This is a genomic window from Pirellulales bacterium (assembly GCA_035656635.1).
Taxonomy (GTDB): Bacteria; Planctomycetota; Planctomycetia; order Pirellulales; family JADZDJ01; genus DATJYL01.
This window is the reverse complement of sequence record DASRSD010000169.1, coordinates 17,987-35,931: the sequence shown is the minus strand read 5'-3', so window position 1 is coordinate 35,931 and position 17,945 is coordinate 17,987. Positions and strand designations below refer to the sequence as shown.

The window sequence follows — 17,945 nt, the reverse complement described above, 5'->3', positions numbered from 1 at the left end:
AGCGCCGGGATTTACGCGCGTGATTGCCCACTACGGGTTTATGCAAAGTCCCAGTGTACAACGGGTGATGGCTGCCGCCGAAGAGACAGGAATTCTGAAAACGGGCTCGCAAATTACGTATTTCGTACGCAGCGACGATATTATGCTCACTGGCAATAGCAAAATGGCGAAGTGGCGAAAGCGGTTCTATGCATTTCTGAGCCGGAATGCCAAAGATGCCACCAGCACGTGGAATGTTCCGCTGGAGCAGGCCGTCGGCATTAGAATTTCCACAAAACTTTAGGCAATTAGATGCGGTAATGAAAGTAGGATCGGGAAAACCCTGTTAGGGCTATGCAACAATCGCTTACAAATTCGCTATCCACTTCGCTTCTTTTTCTTGGGTACTTTAGCACCCTTTTTCCGCGCTTCGGACAAGCCGATCGCGATTGCTTGTTTGCGACTCGTCACTTTTTTCTTTCCTTTCCCACTGTGAAGTTGACCTCTCTTTTTTTTGTGCATCGCTCTTTTTATCGAGCTTTGAGCTTTTTTGCCGTACTTTGCCATTGTCGTCCTCGTTGTTTAATAAAGTAGTGGAGAGGAACTTTTGCTGTCAGGTCGCAACTCCTGTGCCGTGATTGTGCGATGAGAAACCAATTACCCGCTCGTCACGTCTCCGCCAATAAGCGGCAATACATGGCCGCTGATGTAACTGGAATCCGCATTTGACGCAAAAAACACATAGGCGGGTGCTATTTCGTCCGGCTGAGCCGGCCTCCCCATCGGGGTCTTGCTACCGAATTTAGAAAGTTGTTCTACAGACTCTCCTTCGTCGGCCGGATTTAAAGGTGTCCACACCGGTCCGGGTGCAACGGCGTTGACACGGATTCCTTTTTCGACAAGATTTTGAGCCAACGACTTTACAAACGCATTGATGGCGCCTTTCGTTGCCGCATAATCCAACAATTGTCGATTGCCAAATAAGCCTGTCTCGGAACTGGTGGCTATGATCGATGATCCACGCTTCAAGTGCGGCAATGCGGCGCGCGTCAGAAAGAATAACGCATCGATATTCGTGCGGAAGGTTGTCTCCCAATCCTTTTCCGTGATTTCGTCGAGCGATTGTCGTCGATTTTCATATGCCGCATTGCTGACGAGGATATCGAGCTTTCCCAACTTTTGAATTGCCGATTCAACCAAGTGCCGACAGAAACTTGCATCGGTCAAATCGCCCGGCAATTGCACGCATCGTCGGCCGGTTGCTTCGACGTGGCGTTTGACTTCATCGGCATCCGATTGTTCGGCCGGCAAATAATTAATGGCCACATCCGCCCCTTCTTTGGCAAATAGGACCGCAACCGACCGGCCAATTCCCGAATCGCCGCCGGTAATCAATGCCGATTTGCCTATTAGCTTTCCCGCCGCTTTGTATTGAGCGCCTTCAAATTGTGGTTTTGGTTCCAAGTCTTTCTCAAGGCCTGGCTTCTTGAGCTTCCGTTTTGGAAACGGGGGTTCGGGCCTAAGGGAAGGCATATCGTTTGATTTTGTTTGAACTGTTGCTGTTGAATGTGTCGGCATGATACGTCTCCCATCCCTGATTTCGAATTTGGTGCTTCTTTGGGGTAAAGTTGCTGTGGGAGCGGATGCAATTTTTGCGCCGCGTGACATTGCGCAAACTTCATTGAGATTCCAGTAACATATCGGGATAGCACTATCTTCGTTCAGTTTGACCGTTGAACGATCAGCCATTTATAAATTGCTCTCGCTTTCGACGATTGATTGATGTCTGATACCGCGGCATGAAATTCGCAGCTTCGCCTCCGCACTTTACGCAAATTTTCTATACGCGCTGATTCGCGTTAAAGCCGGAGGACGGGCTTTATGGAGTGCCGGGCGATTACCGTAACCGGTATCGTACAGGGGGTCGGATTTCGACCCTTTGTTTTCCGGCTGGCTTCCGATCTGGGGCTGCAAGGATTAGTAAGGAATGATGCGGGTTCGGTTTACATCGAAATTGAAGGCGAAAACGCAGCCTTAAATAAATTCCGATTGCGACTGGAACAAGATGCACCACCGCTCGCCAAAATCGACGCTGTCTCGTGGCGTCCACTCGCAAAGCAATACGCCCAGCGCGACCAGCGATTTTCCATCGCACATAGTGCAATCACGGGCCAAGAGGCGATTTACTTCTCACCGGACGTGGCAGTTTGCCAAGACTGCTTGGCCGAGTTATTTGATCCGCGCAACCGGCGTTTCCGCTATCCATTTTTAAATTGCACGAACTGTGGACCGCGTCTGACAATTATTCAAGGCGCTCCCTATGACCGGCGGCGCACCACGATGGCGCAGTTTGAAATGTGCGCCGAGTGCCAAACCGAATACGATGATCCAAACGATCGCCGCTTTCATGCTCAGCCCACCGCCTGTCCCAAGTGTGGGCCACAATTGGAATTAGTTAATTCAGCGGGAAATCGGATTGAAACGAGCGATCCACTCGCTACTTTTGTTTCCGTCCTGCAAAACGGCCAAATTGGAGCCCTGAAAGGTTTGGGCGGTTATCACCTGGTTTGTGATGCCCGCAATCAAGAAGTGGTTTGCTCATTGCGGCGGCGAAAACAGCGGGAAGAAATGCCGCTGGCCGTCATGGTGGGCAGCATTGAAGCCGCCGAAAAACTTTGCTTCATCACTCCCGAAGAAAGCGCATTTATCAACTCGCCTCAGCGGCCAATTGTTCTTTTGCGCCGCCGAGAGAATACGTCGAGCTCTGTGTGTGAAGCAGTCGCGCCAGGCAATCCATATTTGGGCGTTATGCTTCCCTATACGCCTTTGCATCATCTTTTGCTAAGAAACATGGGTGATGTCCCGCTGGTTATGACCAGCGGCAATCGGTCGCATGAACCGATCGCCTATCAAGATACAGATGCGCTTGTTCGCTTGAGAACAGTTGCCGATATTTTTCTGCGGCACAATCGGCCAATTCATGTTCGATGCGACGATTCCGTAACACGAATCGTAGGCCATGCGGAACTGCCGATTCGAAGATCGCGCGGGTATGCACCGCAGCCAATTCGTTTACCGCAACCATGCGTTGCGCCCATATTGGCCGTCGGTGGGCAATTCAAGGGCGTGTTCGCGCTGGGGCGCAATCGGCAAGCGTTTCTCAGCCATCACCTCGGCGATTTGGAGGATTTTGAGGCAAGTCAACAATTCGAGCGCGATATTGATCTTTATGAAGAACTTTTCCAATTCGCGCCGGACTTGATCGTTCATGATTTGCATCCCGACTATGCCTCAACAAGATACGCGCGCCGGCGAGCCCAACGAGATCATCTGCCAACATTCCCGGTGCAGCATCATCATGCCCACATGGCTAGTTGCATGGCGGAAAATCGATTGACTGAATCAGTAATCGGGGTAACTTTCGACGGCACGGGATACGGCCAGGACGAAGCGACGGGGGAAGCGACGATTTGGGGCGGCGAGTTTTTGGTCGGCGATTACCAGCAGTTTTGCCGTGCGGCGCATTTGCGCAATGTGCCGATGCCCGGCGGCGACAAGGCCATCCACGAGCCGTGGCGCATGGCGCTGGCATATTTGATGGACGCACATTGCGACTTGTCGTTAATCGAAAACCGCATTTCGTCCTCCGTCGTTAACGCCACAAAAACCATAATTTCACGGCGCGTTAACTGTCCCCTCACTTCCAGCGCGGGTCGGCTGTTTGATGCGGTCGCCTCAATTGCGGGCCTGTGCGACTTCACAACATTCGAAGGACAAGCGGCGATGCAATTGGAATGGCATTGCCACAAGGCGACTGAGGAGAATTCCTATCCATTCCAAGTTGAATCGAGCCCGTTGGTCATTGATACACGGCCCATGATTCAAGCCGTGGCGAAAGATGTTCATGATCACGTCGACATCTACCGTATCGCTCGACGTTTCCATGCCACGCTGGCAGCCATCATCATCGATGTATGCAAGCGAATTCGCAATTCCTGTGGATACAGTTCCGTCGTGCTGAGCGGCGGGGTATTTATGAATGCGATTCTCACTGAAGAAGTAGCGATGCGGTTGACTGACGATGGATTTCAGGTGTATCGGCACCGATTGGTCCCCCCAAACGACGGCGGATTGTCGCTCGGCCAATTGGCTGTGGCAGCGGCACACCAACAAATGCCTAACCTGCAAACCAGCGAGCCAGCACCGGTCCGCCGTCAGCGCGAGCCGCAGTTAACTCAAAAATGAAAAGCAAACCGATTTCCAGGAAATGAAATTTTATGTGCCTCGGCATTCCCGGCAAAGTAATTGAAACCTACGAGGAACACGACGTGCTGATGGGCAAGGTCGATTTTGGCGGCGTCTCAAAGCGCGTTTGCCTGGAACACGTTTCCGATGTTCGCCTTGGCCAATATGTCCTGGTGCATGTCGGTTTTGCCCTATCGAAAATCGATGAGGACGAAGCGGGTCGCGTGTTCGAGTTTCTGGCCAGCATGAACCAGCTCGACGAGTTACAGGCGCCATCATCATGAAATACCTGGACGAATACCGCGATGCCCAAACGGTCAAAAGACTGACCGACGCCATCCGCCGTACCGTCACCCAACCGTGGGTCATTATGGAAGTGTGCGGCGGACAGACGCACACGATTGTAAAGTACGGCGTCGACAAAATGCTGCCCGACGGGGTGGAATTGGTGCACGGCCCCGGTTGCCCGGTGTGCGTAACATCTCTGGAGATGATCGATCGCGCGCATGCCATTGCGGCGCGGCCAGAGGTTATTTTCACTTCGTTTGGAGACATGTTGCGCGTGCCCGGTTCGCGCGGCGACCTGTTGCAACTGAAAAGCCAAGGCGCCGACGTGCGCATTGTTTACTCGCCGCTCGATGCGGTCAACTTAGCGGCGGCAAACCCCAATCGGCATGTGGTCTTTTTCGCCATCGGTTTTGAAACGACTGCCCCGCCCAATGCCATGGCCGTGTGGTTAGCAAGTCGGCGCAAGTTAACGAATTTCAGCGTGTTGGTTTCGCACGTGCTGGTGCCTCCTTCGATCACTGCCATTTTGCAGTCGCCGGGCAACCGGGTGCAGGGATTTTTAGGACCGGGCCATGTCTGCACCGTGATGGGCTACGAAGAATACGAGCCGATTGCCCGACAATATCGTGTGCCCATTGTGATCACCGGATTCGAACCGGTCGACATGCTCGAAGGCGTGTTGATGACCCTGCGCCAATTGGAGGCGGGTTCGGCCACGGTCGAAAATCAATACAGCCGTGCGGTGCAGCGCAGCGGCAATTTGGAATCGAAAAAACTAATCGACGAAATTTTTGAAATCACCGATCGCAAGTGGCGCGGGGTCGGCATTATTCCCAAGAGCGGCTACAAGCTGAAGTATGAGTATCGGAATTACGATGCCGAGCGGCTGTTTGAAGTCAAAGACATTGAAACCCAGGAATCCAGCATTTGCATCAGCGGCCGAATTTTGCGCGGACTAATGAAACCGCACCAATGCCCCGCATTTGGAAAAACTTGCACGCCACAAACGCCGCTAGGAGCAACCATGGTCTCCAGTGAAGGGGCTTGCGCGGCTTACTATGCCTACGGCCGACACTTGGAAGCGTGTCGTACTCACGCTGCCATACCCGAGCCGCTAGTGCCTATTGGAGGTATCGCATGACACCCATGACGGAAGCGGTGCAACTGCCGCCGCAGGCTGCTATGTACTCATCGGACGAACTCGCGGCCAAAGTTATGCGGCAGTGCAACGAAGTAATCGACGTCAAACAAAAATTCTTCAGTGAAAACGCCTCGCGAATTGTCGAGTGCTGCGTAGCCATGGCCGATGCGTTTGATCGCGGAGCGCACTTATTGGTATTCGGCAACGGCGGTAGTTCGTGTGATGCCGCCCACATGGCGGTAGAGTGCATGCATCCGATCATCGAAAAGCGCACGGGCCTGCCAGCCATTTCGTTAAATAACGACACCGCAGTTTTGACTGCGATCGGCAATGACATGGACTTTTCGCTGGCCTATGTGAAGCAACTAAAATTGCTGGGACGCAATGGCGGCATTGCCCTGGGCATTTCCACCAGCGGTAAGTCAGCCAATGTCAATCGTGCCCTGCAAGCTGCTCGGGAAATGAACATGCTGACGGTAGGCTATGCGGGCCGTGACGGCGGAAAAATGCCTCCCCTGTGCGATCATTGTTTTGTGGTCCCCAGTTTCAGCATTCCGCGCATCCAGGAAACGCAAGAAACGTTGTTGCACATCATGTGGGATTTAATCCACGTAATTCGTGGCGCGGAGGATGTAATTTAATGGCCACGCCGATTCCCACCATCGACGATCCAGCGGTCTTTACAACCTGTCCGGTTCCGCAAAACCGGTACGACCGAATTCTGTTGGGTCATGGCAGTGGAGGCATGTTGAGTGCGGATTTGATTCAAAAAGTGTTTCTGCCAGGCTTTGACAATCCTTTGCTTGCGGAACTGGAAGATCAAGCAACTTTTAGTCTGAACGGCTACGCCCACGAGGCAGGCCGAATTGCGTTCACGACCGATGCCTTTGTCGTGCGGCCGTTATTTTTTCCCGGCGGCGATATCGGCCGGCTGGCGGTTCATGGCACGGTGAACGATTTGGCTGTAGGCGGGGCCACGCCGATGTTCCTTTCTGCCGCATTCATTCTGGAAGAAGGCTTGCCGCTGGAAGATTTGCATCGCATCGTAGCTTCCATGCGCGCGGCTTGTAACCAAGCCGGGGTGCAATTGGTCACAGGCGACACCAAAGTCGTCGATCGTGGCAAGGGTGACCAAATTTTTATTATTACTTCGGGAATCGGAATAACACCGCCAGGCCGGCGGCTTTCGATCCGCAACGTCAAGGCCGGAGACCAAATTTTAATTTCTGGAACCATTGCCGATCATGGCATCGCGATTATGTCCGTGCGCGAAGGAATCGAATTCGAGACTGTGCTGGAAAGCGATACTGCGCCGCTGCATGATTTAGCGCGAACCATGCTCCAAGCCTGCCCATCGATCCGCTGGATGCGCGATCCCACCCGGGGCGGCGTCTCCAGCACTCTGAACGAACTTGCCAGTGCCGCTAGGGTAGGCATCAAAGTGGACGAAGCCGCCGTGCCAATTCGTCCGGAAGTGCATGCGGCCTGCGAAATGCTCGGGTTGGATCCGCTCTACGTGGCCAATGAAGGAAAGTTGATTGCCGTCGCCCAGGCGGAAGATGCGGCTCAACTTTTGCAGGCAATGCGCAGTCATTCCCTGGGGGCCAACGCGGCCATCATTGGCGAGGTAGTCGACGATCACCCTGGCATGGTGGTGCAGCGCACGCTCATCGGCGGCGAGCGCGTGGTCACCATGTTAGCGGGCGAACAATTACCACGAATTTGCTGAAAGCACGTATCAACTAGTCTCACGCTTAAAAAGAATTTTGATTTTCAGGTCAGCGAATATGCCATTTCATGCCCACCCCCATCAAAAACCCCGACGACCTGGCGCCGAAAAAATCGTCGAACCGAATTTTTCGCCAGGAAGTTGCCGAAGGGGTCGATGCGCTGGAGCGCCCCATGGGGCGGTTGATGATTTCGGCATTTGCGGCGGGCATCGAAATTGGCTTGAGCTTGTTGCTCTTGGGAATTGTCAAAACGCTGGCCGAAGGAGCTCTCGACCGTTTGGTCTTCGAGCTGCTCATGGCCCTGATGTATTCGTTCGGCTTTATCGTCGTGATCTTGGGTCGTTCGGAGTTGTTCACCGAGCAAACTACTTTAGCCATTTTGCCGCTATTAGCCGGCAAAACGACCTTCGGCAAAGTGGCCCGGTTATGGGTCGTCGTGCTGATCGGAAATGTGATCGGCGCCGCAGTGTGTGCCGCCTGGATCGTTTGGGTTGCCACCTCGATGAAAGTTGCGGAAGCCAGCGCATTCGAAGCAATTTCAACGAGGATCGTCGAGCATCCGGGCTGGGTCATTCTGCTCAGCGGAGTAATGGCGGGTTGGCTGATGGGATTGGTTTCTTGGCTAGTAGCAGCGGCGCGCGACACAACCAGCCAGATCATCATTATTTGGATTGTCACGGCGGCGATTGGCCTGTCGCATTCGCATCATGCCGTGCTGGGCAGCGTGGAGGTGCTGGGCGGATACTTTGCCGGCGGCCAGACCACGCTGGCTCAATACGGTTACTTTTTGTTGTGCACCACAATTGGCAACGCGCTGGGAGGCGTATTTTTTGTGGCGGTGTTGAAAAACGGGCACGCAGCGCCCGAAAAGGGAAGTGCTTAGGCAATGGCGCTCGCAGCGGGCATTGGAGCGGAAGGAAAAAGAACATTCTTCGTTGAAAGCGATTCGGACAAATTCATATGGCAGTCTGATTAAGGGAGGTTCCTATGGCGCCCAAATCCACAATTCAGGCCAAACGACAACCGGCGGTCAAAGAAGTTCATATTCTGTGGATCACCGCCGGTCTGGGCTGCGATGGCGATTCGGTTTCGATTACCGCCGCTACGCTCCCCAGCGTGGAAGAAGTTGTGATGGGCGCCATTCCCGGGTTGCCCAAGGTGCATTTGCACAATCCGGTATTGGCCTACGAGGTTGGCGATGAATTCATGAAATATTGGTACATGGCCGAACGGGGCGAGCTGGATCCGTTCGTACTGGTTGTGGAAGGGTCGATCCCGAACGAAAAGATTAAGAAGGAAGGCTATTGGGCCGCGCTGGGAACGGATGCGAAAACAGGCCAGCCAATTACCACCAACGAATGGATTGATCGCCTGGCGCCCAAAGCGCTGGCCATTGTCACGGCCGGAACTTGTTCGGCCTTCGGCGGCATCCACGCCATGGAAGGAAACCCGACTGGCTGCATGGGATTGTGCGATTACCTGGGGTGGAATTGGAAATCGAAGGCCGGCCTGCCGATTGTCAACGTGCCGGGTTGTCCGGTTCAGCCGGATAATTTCATGGAAACATTGCTGTACCTGCTGTACCAGGTGGCGGGACTGGCGCCGATGATTCCACTGGACGAACAACACCGTCCCACTTGGTTATTCAGTGCGCGCACCGTACACGAAGGTTGCGACCGTGGCGGATACTACGAAGAAGCTAATTTTGCCAAAGAATATGGCAAGCCGGAATGCTTAGTAAAGCTCGGCTGTTGGGGACCCGTCGTGAATTGCAACGTCACCAAGCGCGGATGGATGGATGGCATTGGTGGCTGTCCCAATGTGGGAGGTATTTGCATCGGCTGCACGATGCCAGGCTTTCCCGACAAATTCATGCCGTTCATGGATGAGCCGGCTGGGGCACACATGTCGTCCACTGCGATCAGCGTGTATGGAAGGATCATTCGGTCCCTGCGACGCATCACCAACCGTTCCGACAATAAAGAACCGAAGTGGCGTCACCGCCGACCGGAATTGACAACCGGTTACAAACCAACATCTTATTCGCCAAGGTAGAAGATCAAGCGCGTTTCCTGACAAAAATCGCGCAAATTCGGACAACAAAAAATTGATTTATGAGATAAAGGAGATTGCCATTATGGCCACTGTCACCGACCGCGCCCCAACGACCAAAAGCCGAAACTTGGTCGAAATGTCGTGGGATCCTATCACACGCATCGTGGGCAGTCTGGGCATCTACACCAAAATCGATTTTGCTAACCGCGAGGTTGTGGAATGCTACAGCACGTCGTCGATTTTCCGTGGCTACAGCATCTTCATGAAGGGCAAAGACCCGCGCGATGCGCACTTTATCACCAGCCGCATTTGCGGCATCTGCGGTGATAATCACGCCACTTGCGCCGTGTATGCGCAAAACATGGCTTTCGGTGTCAAAACGCCGCCGCTGGGCGAATGGATCATTAACCTGGGCGAAGCCGCCGAGTACATGTTCGACCACAATATTTTTCAAGATAACTTGGTCGGCGTCGATTTCTGCGAGCAAATGGTCAAGGAAACCAACCCCGGCGTGCTGGAAAAAGCCAACAAAACCGAAGCCCGCGGCGCCAAATGGCATGGCTACAAAACCATTGGCGATATTATGCGGGCGCTCAATCCGTTCACGGGGGAATTCTACCGCGAAACGTTGCAGGTTAGCCGCTACACGCGCGAAATGTTCTGCCTGATGGAAGGCCGGCATGTGCATCCATCGACGCTTTATCCTGGCGGCGTGGGAACCGTGCCGACGGTGCAACTGTTTACCGATTACCTCGTACGGTTGATGCGCTATGTCGAGTTCATGAAAAAGTGCCTGCCGCTGCACGAAGATTTATTCGACTTCTGGTACGAGGCGCTCCCCGGTTACGAAAAAGTCGGCCAGCGTCGCGTTCTATTGGGTTGTTGGGGCGCGTTCAACAACCCCGACACGTGCGATTACCGCTACCAGAACATGAGTAAGTGGGGTAAAGACATGTTCGTTACCCCCGGCGTCATTGTCGACGGGCAACTAGTTACCAACAACTTGGTCGACATCAATTTGGGAATCCGAATTCTGCTCGGCAGTTCGTATTACGACGATTGGCAGAATGCGGAAATGTTTGTCGAAAAGGACCCGCTCGGCAATCCCGTCGACCGTCGCCATCCCTGGAACCAAACCACTACGCCCCGGCCGCAAAAACGCGATTTCAAAAGCAAATACACCTGGGTCATGTCGCCACGCTGGTTCGACAAGCGCACCGGCGACCACTTGGCGCTGGACACCGGCGGCGGCCCCATTGCCCGACTATGGTCGACCGCACTTTCCGGGCTGGTCGACATCGGCTACGTCAAAGCCGGCAATGGCGGTGTCAAAATTATGCTGCCCAAAACCGCTTTGCTGCCGGAAGTCGAATTCGAATGGAAAATTCCCAAGTGGAGCAATGCCATCGAACGCGACCGCGCACGAACATACTTTCAGGCGTATGCGGCAGCGTGCGCGCTATATTTCGTCGAACAAGCGATTGCCACGCTCCACTCCGGCGATACCAAAACCTGGGCCGAATTCAAAGTGCCCGACGAAGCCATCGGCTGCGGCTTCCACGAGGCCGTACGCGGCGTGCTGTCGCATCATTCGGTCATTCGCAATGGCAAAATCGCCAATTACCATCCGTATCCACCCACACCCTGGAACGCCGCTCCGCGGGATAGTTACGGCACGCCGGGGCCTTACGAAGATGCCGTGCAGAACACGCCCATTTTCGAGGAGAACGGGCCTGACAATTTTAAAGGCATCGACATTATGCGCGCGGTCCGTAGTTTCGATCCTTGCCTGCCCTGCGGCGTGCATATGTACAACGGCAACGGCAAACTGTTAAACGAAGTTCGTCACGTTCCCATGTTCGGAGCGCAAGCCCATTCATAACGTATGAAAACCGAAAATAACACCGGTGATTTTGCACGCCTCGAATCGTTGATTCGCGAAATCGACGAATTCGGCGATCCGGCCACGAACTCACGGCTGCAAGAAATTATTCAAGCGCTGCTCGATTATCATGGCGCCGCAGTCGCGCGCTTGATTGAAACAGTTCGCCAGGCGAAAGGTCCTGACGTCGTACAAAAACTGACGGACGACGATTTAGTTTCGAGTTTGCTGCTGCTTTACGATTTGCATCCGGTCGATTTGCAAACACGCGTGGAGAGCGCGCTCGATAAGGTACGGCCCTATTTGCGCTCCCATGGCGGTGAAGTTGAATTACTAAGCATCGATAACGGCGTGGTTCGGCTCCGCATGCAAGGCAGTTGCCATGGCTGTCCGTCCTCCGCGGTCACGATGCAAACTACCATTGAACAAGCTATTTATGCTGCCGCGCCGGACGTGGTTCGGCTGGAAGTCGAAGGCCTGGTCGACACTGCATCGAGTGCGCCGCAAGGTTTTGTTTCGCTGTCTGCGCTGGCCAAAAGCAACGGCCTGCCCGCCACGGCCTGCGCATCAGCAGATTGACTTAAAAACACCGAAAAGAATCATCACCCCATGACTGCCGCCGCTCCGATCACTCGAGGAACCATTGGCGTGCTGCGTCGCATGATACGGCCACCGACTGCGCCCGTCGAAAAATGCGATTTGTGCAGCGCTCCACTTGCCTCGCGGCACGAACACCTCGTCGAGCCGGGCAGCCGTCGGTTGATGTGCGCATGCCAGGCCTGTGCGGTGTTGTTTAGCAGCCAACAAGGCGCCCGGTTTCGCCGCGTGCCGCAATGGGCAGCACGGTTAATCGATTTTCAGTTAAGCGATGCCCAATGGGACAGCCTGCTGATTCCCATCAATCTGGCATTTTTCTTTCGGAATTCGTCCAACGGCCGAACGATTGCCGTTTATCCCAGCCCGGCCGGCGCCACTGAATCGTTATTAGATCTCGAAGCCTGGCGGGAAATTGCCGCCGCGAATCCTCGTTTAGATGAGATGCGGCCGGACGTCGAAGCGTTGCTGGTGAATCGCACGACGGCCCAATTCGATTATTACCTGGTTTCCATCGATCGCTGTTACGAGTTGGTCGGGCTGATTCGATCCCATTGGAAGGGATTATCGGGTGGACCCAAAGTGTGGGAAGCCATCCACCTGTTCTTCGAGAACTTGAAATCCACCACCACGGAAGCAAGTAGCCATGCCTGAGCTCGCTTTTCAAGTCGAATTGGCGGAAGCCGTGGCTTACGCCGCAGTGCCGCAAATTGCGTTCAAGTTGCGGATCACTCAAACCGGCGAACACCACAGTGCCATCCAAGCCATCGCATTGCGCTGCCAAATTCGCATCGAGCCCACCAAGCGCCGCTACAACGCCACGGCTCATCGGAAACTTCGCGATTTGTTCGGCACGCCCGACCGCTGGAGCCAGACACTTCGCAGCATGTTATGGCTGCACACCAGCGCCATGGTGCCGGCGTTTTCCGCTTCGGTGGTTGTCGATTTGCCGGCGCCCTGTTCGTTCGATTTCAATTTGGCGGCCACCAAGTATTTCGACGCGCTGGACGACGGCGAAATTCCGCTGTCGCTGCTGTTCAGCGGAACGGTGTTTTATGAATCGGACGACGGCAGCCTGCAGGTCATGCAGCTTTCTTGGGACAAAGAAGCCACGTTCCGCCTGCCAGTGCAAATTTGGCGCACGATGATGGATCATTACTATCCCAACGCCGCCTGGCTTTGTTTGCGCCGTGACGTGTTGGAGGAGCTGGCCGACTACAAACGGCGTCATTCGTTGCCGACGTGGGAACACGCGCTGGAGCAGTTGCTGGCCGGCCAATCCGACGGAGCAGTGCAATCTGGCAAGGTGGATTCCACGGCAGCGATTTCGGCGGAGGCTTGCCCATGAATACTGTCCAAGTCGACAAGATTGTCAATGCCGTGCTGTACGAAGGCTACTTGCTCTATCCTTATCGCCGCTGTGTGAAAAACGAAAAACGGATGATGTTTGGCTGTGTTTATCCGCGTGACTTTTGCGAAAACCAAGCGGCGGCGGAATCATTTCGAATACAGACGCAGTGTCTGCTAGAAGCACAGGGCTTGCTAGAAGCCGAGAAGAATACGCAGCTGGAAGTTCAAGTTCGCTTTTTGCAATTTATCGAGCGCGCAGACGGGAATGCCCTGGAAGCGATCGAACGCAAAGTCGAAACCGACCCGATCACCGCCGAAGACCTGCCCAAGCAGCCGCGTCGGATCAACTTCACGTTTTCCGGCGATGGAACTTTCTCGTCGCGCCGGGAGAATCAAGTCACACCGCAGCCAGCAACTTTGCAGGGCACGCTAACTTGCTCAGCTGTCCAGCTTGACGACGGTTTGTTTAGCGTGACCATTGTGATCGAAAACAATTCACCTTGCGGCAGCTTGCCGCTGTCGAGCGAAGCGGCACAATTGTTTGCATTTGTTTCCACCCACACGATTTTGCAAACCCAGGGCGGTAAGTTTGTCTCGGCGATTGATCCGCCGGAGCCATGGCGCGAGCTTGCCGCCAGGCAGCAAAATCAGGGCACCTGGCCGGTTTTGGTCGGCCAGGTGCCCGATCGAGATACCGTCCTTTGCTCGCCCATCATTTTGTACGATTATCCACAGGTGGCGGCTGAAAGCCCGGGTGATTTATTTGACGCCACGGAAATCGACGAGATCTTGTCGCTGCGGGTGATGACCTTGTCGGACGAAGAGAAACAGCAAATCCGCAATTCCGATCACCGCGCTCAGGCCATCCTCGCGCGCACTGAAAACTTGCCCGACGATCAATTTCGCAAATTACACGGAGCCATTCGCGGCCTTAGCCGATTACAAACCACCGAGCGATAAACCAATGGATGCCTTTACTTGGAACGAATTGGAACAGCGGCCGCCCGTTGATTTGTTGCGCCACCTGGGCGTGGAGTTGCGCGCGGGCAGCAAGGTACGACTTTGGCCCAAGCAAAATGGCGACATCATGGATTTGGCACTGGCCGGAAAAGTTGCCACGATTGAAGCCATCGAGCAAGATTACGAAAACCGCATTCACCTGGCCGTCGTGGTCGACGACGATCCGGGGAAAGATTTTGGCCATCTGCGGCAAATAGGCCATCGGTTTTTCTTTTCGCTCGATGAGGTCGAACCGATGATTTTGCCCGACAATATTTCGCAGCGTTAATTTTCCATGAATCCAATAAAACAAATCTTGATCGCCGGCATCGGCAACATCTTTTTTGGCGATGATGCCTTCGGGTGCGAAGTCGCGCAGCGCTTAGGCCGCCTCGACTGGCCGGACGGAGTTCAGGTACGCGACTTCGGCATTCGTGGGATTGATCTGGCTTATGCGCTGCTGGAGCCATGGGACCACATCATTTTGATTGACGCCATTCCCCGCGGCGGCGCACCGGGCGCTTTGTATGTCATGGAGCCCGACCTGGCCGTTGCTGGTGCGCTTCCGCCGGAGTCACAATCGTTGTGGGATGCGCACACCATGGATCCGGTCAAAGTGCTGCATCTGGCCCAATCGATGAGAGCGACCATCGACAAGGTCCTGATCGTCGGGTGCGAACCGAGCCCACTGGATTCAGAGGACGAAATGCAATCGGCGCTCAGTGCCTGGGTTGAAAAAGCAGTGGGGGAAGCTGTCGAAATCGTAAAATCAATTCTCGAGCAATTGCGCACCGGCGGAATTGCCGATTACCAACAACTCGATCTGGTTTTGCCAGCACCAGCCCGCGCGGTTCTGCCACAAGTGCCTATGGAGGAGACGACGACATGAAAGCGTTATCCATTTTCTGCGAATATCTTTTAGGATTTGTCGTGTTGCTCATTACGTTAGTGACGATTTTAATTGGCTTGTTCGTCAGCCTGTTCGAACTGCCTCGTTATTTCAAATACAAACGAATGTAAGGATGTGGCCGCCACGGCGAGCGAAATCATGCACGAAATGTCGATTGCGCTGTGTGTTCTCGATTTTGTCGAAGAGGAAGCTGCACGCCGCAGCAATGCCGTCGTTAAAGCGGTACATATTAAACTCGGGGCTTTGTCGGGCGTAGTCAAGCAAGCTCTGGCATCCGCCTACGACCTGGCTCGCGAGGGAACGAATTTGGCAAATTGCGAACTGGTCATCGACGAGCTGCCGATTGTTGTCCGGTGCAATGTGTGTGGGGCAGAGTGCCCAGCGGAGTCAATTCAAAACATCCGCTGCTCCGTTTGCCAAAGCGCGGAGATCGACGTGGTGAGCGGTCGCGAACTCGAGGTGGCCGCGTTGGAGATCGAATCATGAGTGGTCAAACACGCCTGGTGGAAGTCCGTACGAAAATTTTGAAGCAGAACGACGTGGTGGCTCGCGCGCTGCGCCAGGAGTTTCAGCAAGCCGGCGTCACGGTCATCAGCTTGGTATCGAGCCCCGGGACGGGAAAAACGGCATTCCTGGAAGTCACGCTCCGCTCGCTCCGCGATCGTTTCCGGGTTGCGGCTCTGGTCGGCGACTTGGCCACCGATAACGACGCTTGCCGCTTGGCCCGTGCTGCAGTGCCCATCAAACAAATCATAACCGGCACAGTTTGCCATTTGGAAGCGGAAATGATTCACGCCGCGCTGGCCGACTGGAAACTTGCGGAGCTCGACTTTTTATTTATTGAAAACGTCGGTAACTTAGTTTGTCCGGCCTCTTACGATTTAGGCGAAGACTTGCGGGCTGTTCTATTTTCCGTGACCGAAGGAGAAGATAAGCCGCTAAAATATCCCACTATTTTTAATACCGCTGATATCGCCATCATTACCAAGATGGATTTGGCCGAGGCTGTCGAATTTAATCACGACTCAGCCCGTGCGAACATTCATGCGGTTCGACCTGGAATGCAAATCCTGGAGGTGTCCGCGAAAACCGGAAACGGAATGAACGATTGGCTCGAGTTGCTGAATTTGCGTCGCGAACAAGCAATTGATTCACTGGAACCAGTGCAAATATAGTCTCTCACAATGATTTCATCGAGGTCTAACATGAATAACAATTACCGTCGTTCCTGGCAGGGATTGATCCCAGCATTGTTCATTTTGGGCTCGCCAGCGCTGGTGTATGCGCATACCGGACTAGGCGATGCTAGCGGGGGATTGATCAGTGGACTGGCTCATCCGCTCGGTGGCTTGGATCATCTGTGCGCGATGATTGGCGTAGGATTGTGGGCGGCGCAGCGCGGTGGCCGTGCCATTTGGCTTGTGCCGTTGGCATTTGTTTTGGTGATGGCCGTGGGCGGGTTGCTGGGCATGATGGCAATTAGCATTCCTTTTGTAGAACCAGGAATTGTGGCGTCGGTATTGATTTTGGGAGTTCTAATTGCTGCTTCAGTTCACCTGCCGCTGCTAGTAAGCGTGTTGATTGTCGGCACGTTTGCTTTGTTCCACGGCCATGCGCATGGGGCTGAAATGCCTCACACAGCATCTGGGTTAATGTACGGATTAGGCTTTATGGCTGCGACCGCACTATTGCACTTTGTCGGCGTCGGCATGGGATTATTCGCCCGACAATCTAACTCCGGCTGGCTGCTGCGATCCGCCGGGGCCGCGTTGGTCTTGTGTGGCATCTATTTGGCCCTGCCGGTGTAAAACCATTGTTTAGTGCATTGATACGGGTTGCTCCGACATGTGCCCAACGGTGCCATACCATTCGCTGACACAGTACCGAACCGCTGGCGATCCCGTTATAAATGAGTTTAAAAATTTCCCCCAAGAAACATTTGACATGCCGGTCGGCGGTCACTAAAATCCCACGTTATCCAGGGGGAAACTGGCGGAAGCTGGTACTTCCTCCTGGAATGTTGTGTTGGCTCTGGAAAATGTCGGATGGTCCGCACGTGTCGCAGGGAACATTAAAACTTCTTTGGCCATCAGGCTGAAAGGAGGTACGTCGATGAGCGACGCTCCTTCAAGCGCCGCCCCAAGAGTGGCTGGCGTGAGGTAATAACCTCCGCTGCTGCTCTCTCTAATTCGTGCTTCGATTGTTCGCCTGTTGTCATCCACGGCAAAGATTGTGGGCCATAACTGCCGTTGTGAGTCGGCATCGTAGGCGGATTAGCGCGCCTCGCATTGGCTCACGGTCGCAAACGCAAGGGCACTCTGATGAAACTTTCGCGCACTGTTGGGTACGCGCTGCAGGCCACGTTGCAATTGGCCGAAGCCGAATCTGGCACGCCCATTCCCTGCAGTCAATTGGCTGCACAAGGCAAGATGCCAGAGCGGTTTCTGCTGCAAATTCTTCGGAATTTGGTGACGCACGGCATTTTGCATTCCACCCGCGGCGTTGACGGGGGATACACCCTTGAACGCAAGCCCGAGGAAATTTCCCTCTTGGACTTGATCGAAGCCATTGATGGCCCTGTGTTTGCTCACGCGCCATTGGCTGAAGGATTGCCAGCAGAATCGGTCGAGCAACTGGCAACAGCGCTGCAACAGGTAACGGCCCAAGCCCGAAAGCAGTTAAGCAGTATCAAAATTTCGTCGCTGGTGCCGCAGAAGAAGTGAGGGGGGTGATGGGGTAATACGCTCACCATCACGCGGTTATCCCCATCAC

General features: G+C 54.2%; 22 protein-coding genes. 20 read left to right on the top strand and 2 right to left on the bottom strand.

Going from position 1 to position 17,945, the window contains the following annotated elements:
* Positions 1-283, top strand: a 283-nt coding sequence (locus VFE46_17630; GenBank protein HZZ29821.1) for a hypothetical protein, incomplete at its 5' end; no start/stop codon positions are given.
* Positions 284-357: 74 nt separating this feature from the next.
* On the opposite strand, the gene VFE46_17625 is transcribed toward VFE46_17630, so the two are convergent.
* Together VFE46_17625 and VFE46_17620 are read right to left on the bottom strand one after the other, a co-directional pair.
* On the bottom strand, positions 358-546 hold the full coding sequence (locus tag VFE46_17625; GenBank protein HZZ29820.1) for a DUF6496 domain-containing protein: 189 nt from the start codon (positions 544-546) through the stop codon (positions 358-360).
* Positions 547-636: 90 nt separating this feature from the next.
* Positions 637-1,512, bottom strand: a complete 876-nt coding sequence (locus tag VFE46_17620) for an SDR family oxidoreductase (GenBank protein ID HZZ29819.1) — start codon at positions 1,510-1,512, stop codon at positions 637-639.
* 348 nt (positions 1,513-1,860) lie between these two features.
* Here VFE46_17620 and hypF point away from each other — a divergent pair, with 348 nt between their 5' ends.
* The 19 genes from hypF to VFE46_17525 all read left to right on the top strand — a co-directional run bounded on the left by hypF (position 1,861) and on the right by VFE46_17525 (position 17,896).
* Positions 1,861-4,224, top strand: coding sequence for a carbamoyltransferase HypF (gene hypF / locus VFE46_17615; GenBank protein ID HZZ29818.1), 2,364 nt, complete (start codon positions 1,861-1,863; stop codon positions 4,222-4,224).
* 32 nt (positions 4,225-4,256) lie between these two features.
* Positions 4,257-4,508 (top strand): HypC/HybG/HupF family hydrogenase formation chaperone, encoded by a 252-nt coding sequence (locus VFE46_17610; protein HZZ29817.1) that lies wholly within the window; start codon positions 4,257-4,259, stop codon positions 4,506-4,508.
* Positions 4,505-5,653, top strand: coding sequence for a hydrogenase formation protein HypD (gene hypD, locus VFE46_17605; GenBank protein ID HZZ29816.1), 1,149 nt, complete (start codon positions 4,505-4,507; stop codon positions 5,651-5,653). The genes VFE46_17610 and hypD overlap by 4 nt, the downstream gene beginning before the upstream one ends.
* A complete protein-coding gene (locus VFE46_17600; protein ID HZZ29815.1) occupies positions 5,650-6,294 on the top strand; it encodes an SIS domain-containing protein in 645 nt (214 codons plus the stop codon). Before hypD ends, VFE46_17600 begins: the two co-directional genes overlap by 4 nt.
* Complete coding sequence (hypE, locus tag VFE46_17595) at positions 6,294-7,382, top strand: hydrogenase expression/formation protein HypE (GenBank protein ID HZZ29814.1); 1,089 nt, start codon at positions 6,294-6,296, stop codon at positions 7,380-7,382. The genes VFE46_17600 and hypE overlap by 1 nt, the downstream gene beginning before the upstream one ends.
* 68 nt (positions 7,383-7,450) lie before the next feature.
* Positions 7,451-8,266 carry a formate/nitrite transporter family protein gene (locus tag VFE46_17590; protein HZZ29813.1) on the top strand — a complete coding sequence of 272 codons (816 nt, stop codon included), beginning with the start codon at positions 7,451-7,453 and terminating at the stop codon, positions 8,264-8,266.
* A gap of 104 nt (positions 8,267-8,370) precedes the next feature.
* Positions 8,371-9,438: a hypothetical protein gene (locus VFE46_17585; GenBank protein HZZ29812.1), complete on the top strand. Its 1,068-nt coding sequence runs from the start codon at positions 8,371-8,373 to the stop codon at positions 9,436-9,438.
* A gap of 82 nt (positions 9,439-9,520) precedes the next feature.
* Positions 9,521-11,320, top strand: coding sequence for a nickel-dependent hydrogenase large subunit (locus VFE46_17580; GenBank protein HZZ29811.1), 1,800 nt, complete (start codon positions 9,521-9,523; stop codon positions 11,318-11,320).
* Positions 11,321-11,323: 3 nt separating this feature from the next.
* Positions 11,324-11,899 carry a NifU family protein gene (locus tag VFE46_17575; protein ID HZZ29810.1) on the top strand — a complete coding sequence of 192 codons (576 nt, stop codon included), beginning with the start codon at positions 11,324-11,326 and terminating at the stop codon, positions 11,897-11,899.
* Between the two features lie 30 nt (positions 11,900-11,929).
* Positions 11,930-12,568, top strand: coding sequence for a DUF5947 family protein (locus VFE46_17570; protein HZZ29809.1), 639 nt, complete (start codon positions 11,930-11,932; stop codon positions 12,566-12,568).
* Complete coding sequence (locus VFE46_17565; GenBank protein HZZ29808.1) at positions 12,561-13,262, top strand: DUF6084 family protein; 702 nt, start codon at positions 12,561-12,563, stop codon at positions 13,260-13,262. The genes VFE46_17570 and VFE46_17565 overlap by 8 nt, the downstream gene beginning before the upstream one ends.
* Positions 13,259-14,224, top strand: coding sequence for a hypothetical protein (locus tag VFE46_17560; protein ID HZZ29807.1), 966 nt, complete (start codon positions 13,259-13,261; stop codon positions 14,222-14,224). Before VFE46_17565 ends, VFE46_17560 begins: the two co-directional genes overlap by 4 nt.
* Before the next feature lie 4 nt (positions 14,225-14,228).
* Positions 14,229-14,552: a hypothetical protein gene (locus VFE46_17555; GenBank protein ID HZZ29806.1), complete on the top strand. Its 324-nt coding sequence runs from the start codon at positions 14,229-14,231 to the stop codon at positions 14,550-14,552.
* A gap of 27 nt (positions 14,553-14,579) precedes the next feature.
* Positions 14,580-15,152 (top strand): hydrogenase maturation protease, encoded by a 573-nt coding sequence (locus VFE46_17550; protein ID HZZ29805.1) that lies wholly within the window; start codon positions 14,580-14,582, stop codon positions 15,150-15,152.
* Positions 15,149-15,283, top strand: coding sequence for a hypothetical protein (locus VFE46_17545; protein ID HZZ29804.1), 135 nt, complete (start codon positions 15,149-15,151; stop codon positions 15,281-15,283). The genes VFE46_17550 and VFE46_17545 overlap by 4 nt, the downstream gene beginning before the upstream one ends.
* 28 nt (positions 15,284-15,311) lie before the next feature.
* Positions 15,312-15,659, top strand: coding sequence for a hydrogenase maturation nickel metallochaperone HypA (locus VFE46_17540; protein HZZ29803.1), 348 nt, complete (start codon positions 15,312-15,314; stop codon positions 15,657-15,659).
* Complete coding sequence (hypB, locus tag VFE46_17535) at positions 15,656-16,348, top strand: hydrogenase nickel incorporation protein HypB (protein HZZ29802.1); 693 nt, start codon at positions 15,656-15,658, stop codon at positions 16,346-16,348. Before VFE46_17540 ends, hypB begins: the two co-directional genes overlap by 4 nt.
* 30 nt (positions 16,349-16,378) lie before the next feature.
* Positions 16,379-16,981 carry a HupE/UreJ family protein gene (locus VFE46_17530; GenBank protein ID HZZ29801.1) on the top strand — a complete coding sequence of 201 codons (603 nt, stop codon included), beginning with the start codon at positions 16,379-16,381 and terminating at the stop codon, positions 16,979-16,981.
* 513 nt (positions 16,982-17,494) lie between these two features.
* Complete coding sequence (locus VFE46_17525) at positions 17,495-17,896, top strand: Rrf2 family transcriptional regulator (GenBank protein ID HZZ29800.1); 402 nt, start codon at positions 17,495-17,497, stop codon at positions 17,894-17,896.
* Positions 17,897-17,945: the final 49 nt, after the last annotated feature.

Bases quoted from the DNA above. Each gene is read 5' to 3' on its own strand.
- VFE46_17570 (HZZ29809.1), top strand. From the start codon at position 11,930: ATGACTGCCGCCGCTCCGATCACTCGAGGAACCATTGGCGTGCTGCGT.
- VFE46_17625 (HZZ29820.1), bottom strand. From the start codon at position 546: ATGGCAAAGTACGGCAAAAAAGCTCAAAGCTCGATAAAAAGAGCGATG.
- hypB (HZZ29802.1), top strand. From the start codon at position 15,656: ATGAGTGGTCAAACACGCCTGGTGGAAGTCCGTACGAAAATTTTGAAG.
- VFE46_17525 (HZZ29800.1), top strand. From the start codon at position 17,495: ATGAAACTTTCGCGCACTGTTGGGTACGCGCTGCAGGCCACGTTGCAA.
- VFE46_17590 (HZZ29813.1), top strand. From the start codon at position 7,451: ATGCCCACCCCCATCAAAAACCCCGACGACCTGGCGCCGAAAAAATCG.
- VFE46_17610 (HZZ29817.1), top strand. From the start codon at position 4,257: ATGTGCCTCGGCATTCCCGGCAAAGTAATTGAAACCTACGAGGAACAC.
- VFE46_17575 (HZZ29810.1), top strand. From the start codon at position 11,324: ATGAAAACCGAAAATAACACCGGTGATTTTGCACGCCTCGAATCGTTG.
- VFE46_17580 (HZZ29811.1), top strand. From the start codon at position 9,521: ATGGCCACTGTCACCGACCGCGCCCCAACGACCAAAAGCCGAAACTTG.
- VFE46_17545 (HZZ29804.1), top strand. From the start codon at position 15,149: ATGAAAGCGTTATCCATTTTCTGCGAATATCTTTTAGGATTTGTCGTG.
- VFE46_17530 (HZZ29801.1), top strand. From the start codon at position 16,379: ATGAATAACAATTACCGTCGTTCCTGGCAGGGATTGATCCCAGCATTG.
- VFE46_17620 (HZZ29819.1), bottom strand. From the start codon at position 1,512: ATGCCTTCCCTTAGGCCCGAACCCCCGTTTCCAAAACGGAAGCTCAAG.
- hypE (HZZ29814.1), top strand. From the start codon at position 6,294: ATGGCCACGCCGATTCCCACCATCGACGATCCAGCGGTCTTTACAACC.
- VFE46_17565 (HZZ29808.1), top strand. From the start codon at position 12,561: ATGCCTGAGCTCGCTTTTCAAGTCGAATTGGCGGAAGCCGTGGCTTAC.
- hypD (HZZ29816.1), top strand. From the start codon at position 4,505: ATGAAATACCTGGACGAATACCGCGATGCCCAAACGGTCAAAAGACTG.
- VFE46_17540 (HZZ29803.1), top strand. From the start codon at position 15,312: ATGCACGAAATGTCGATTGCGCTGTGTGTTCTCGATTTTGTCGAAGAG.
- VFE46_17555 (HZZ29806.1), top strand. From the start codon at position 14,229: ATGGATGCCTTTACTTGGAACGAATTGGAACAGCGGCCGCCCGTTGAT.
- VFE46_17560 (HZZ29807.1), top strand. From the start codon at position 13,259: ATGAATACTGTCCAAGTCGACAAGATTGTCAATGCCGTGCTGTACGAA.
- VFE46_17585 (HZZ29812.1), top strand. From the start codon at position 8,371: ATGGCGCCCAAATCCACAATTCAGGCCAAACGACAACCGGCGGTCAAA.
- hypF (HZZ29818.1), top strand. From the start codon at position 1,861: ATGGAGTGCCGGGCGATTACCGTAACCGGTATCGTACAGGGGGTCGGA.
- VFE46_17600 (HZZ29815.1), top strand. From the start codon at position 5,650: ATGACACCCATGACGGAAGCGGTGCAACTGCCGCCGCAGGCTGCTATG.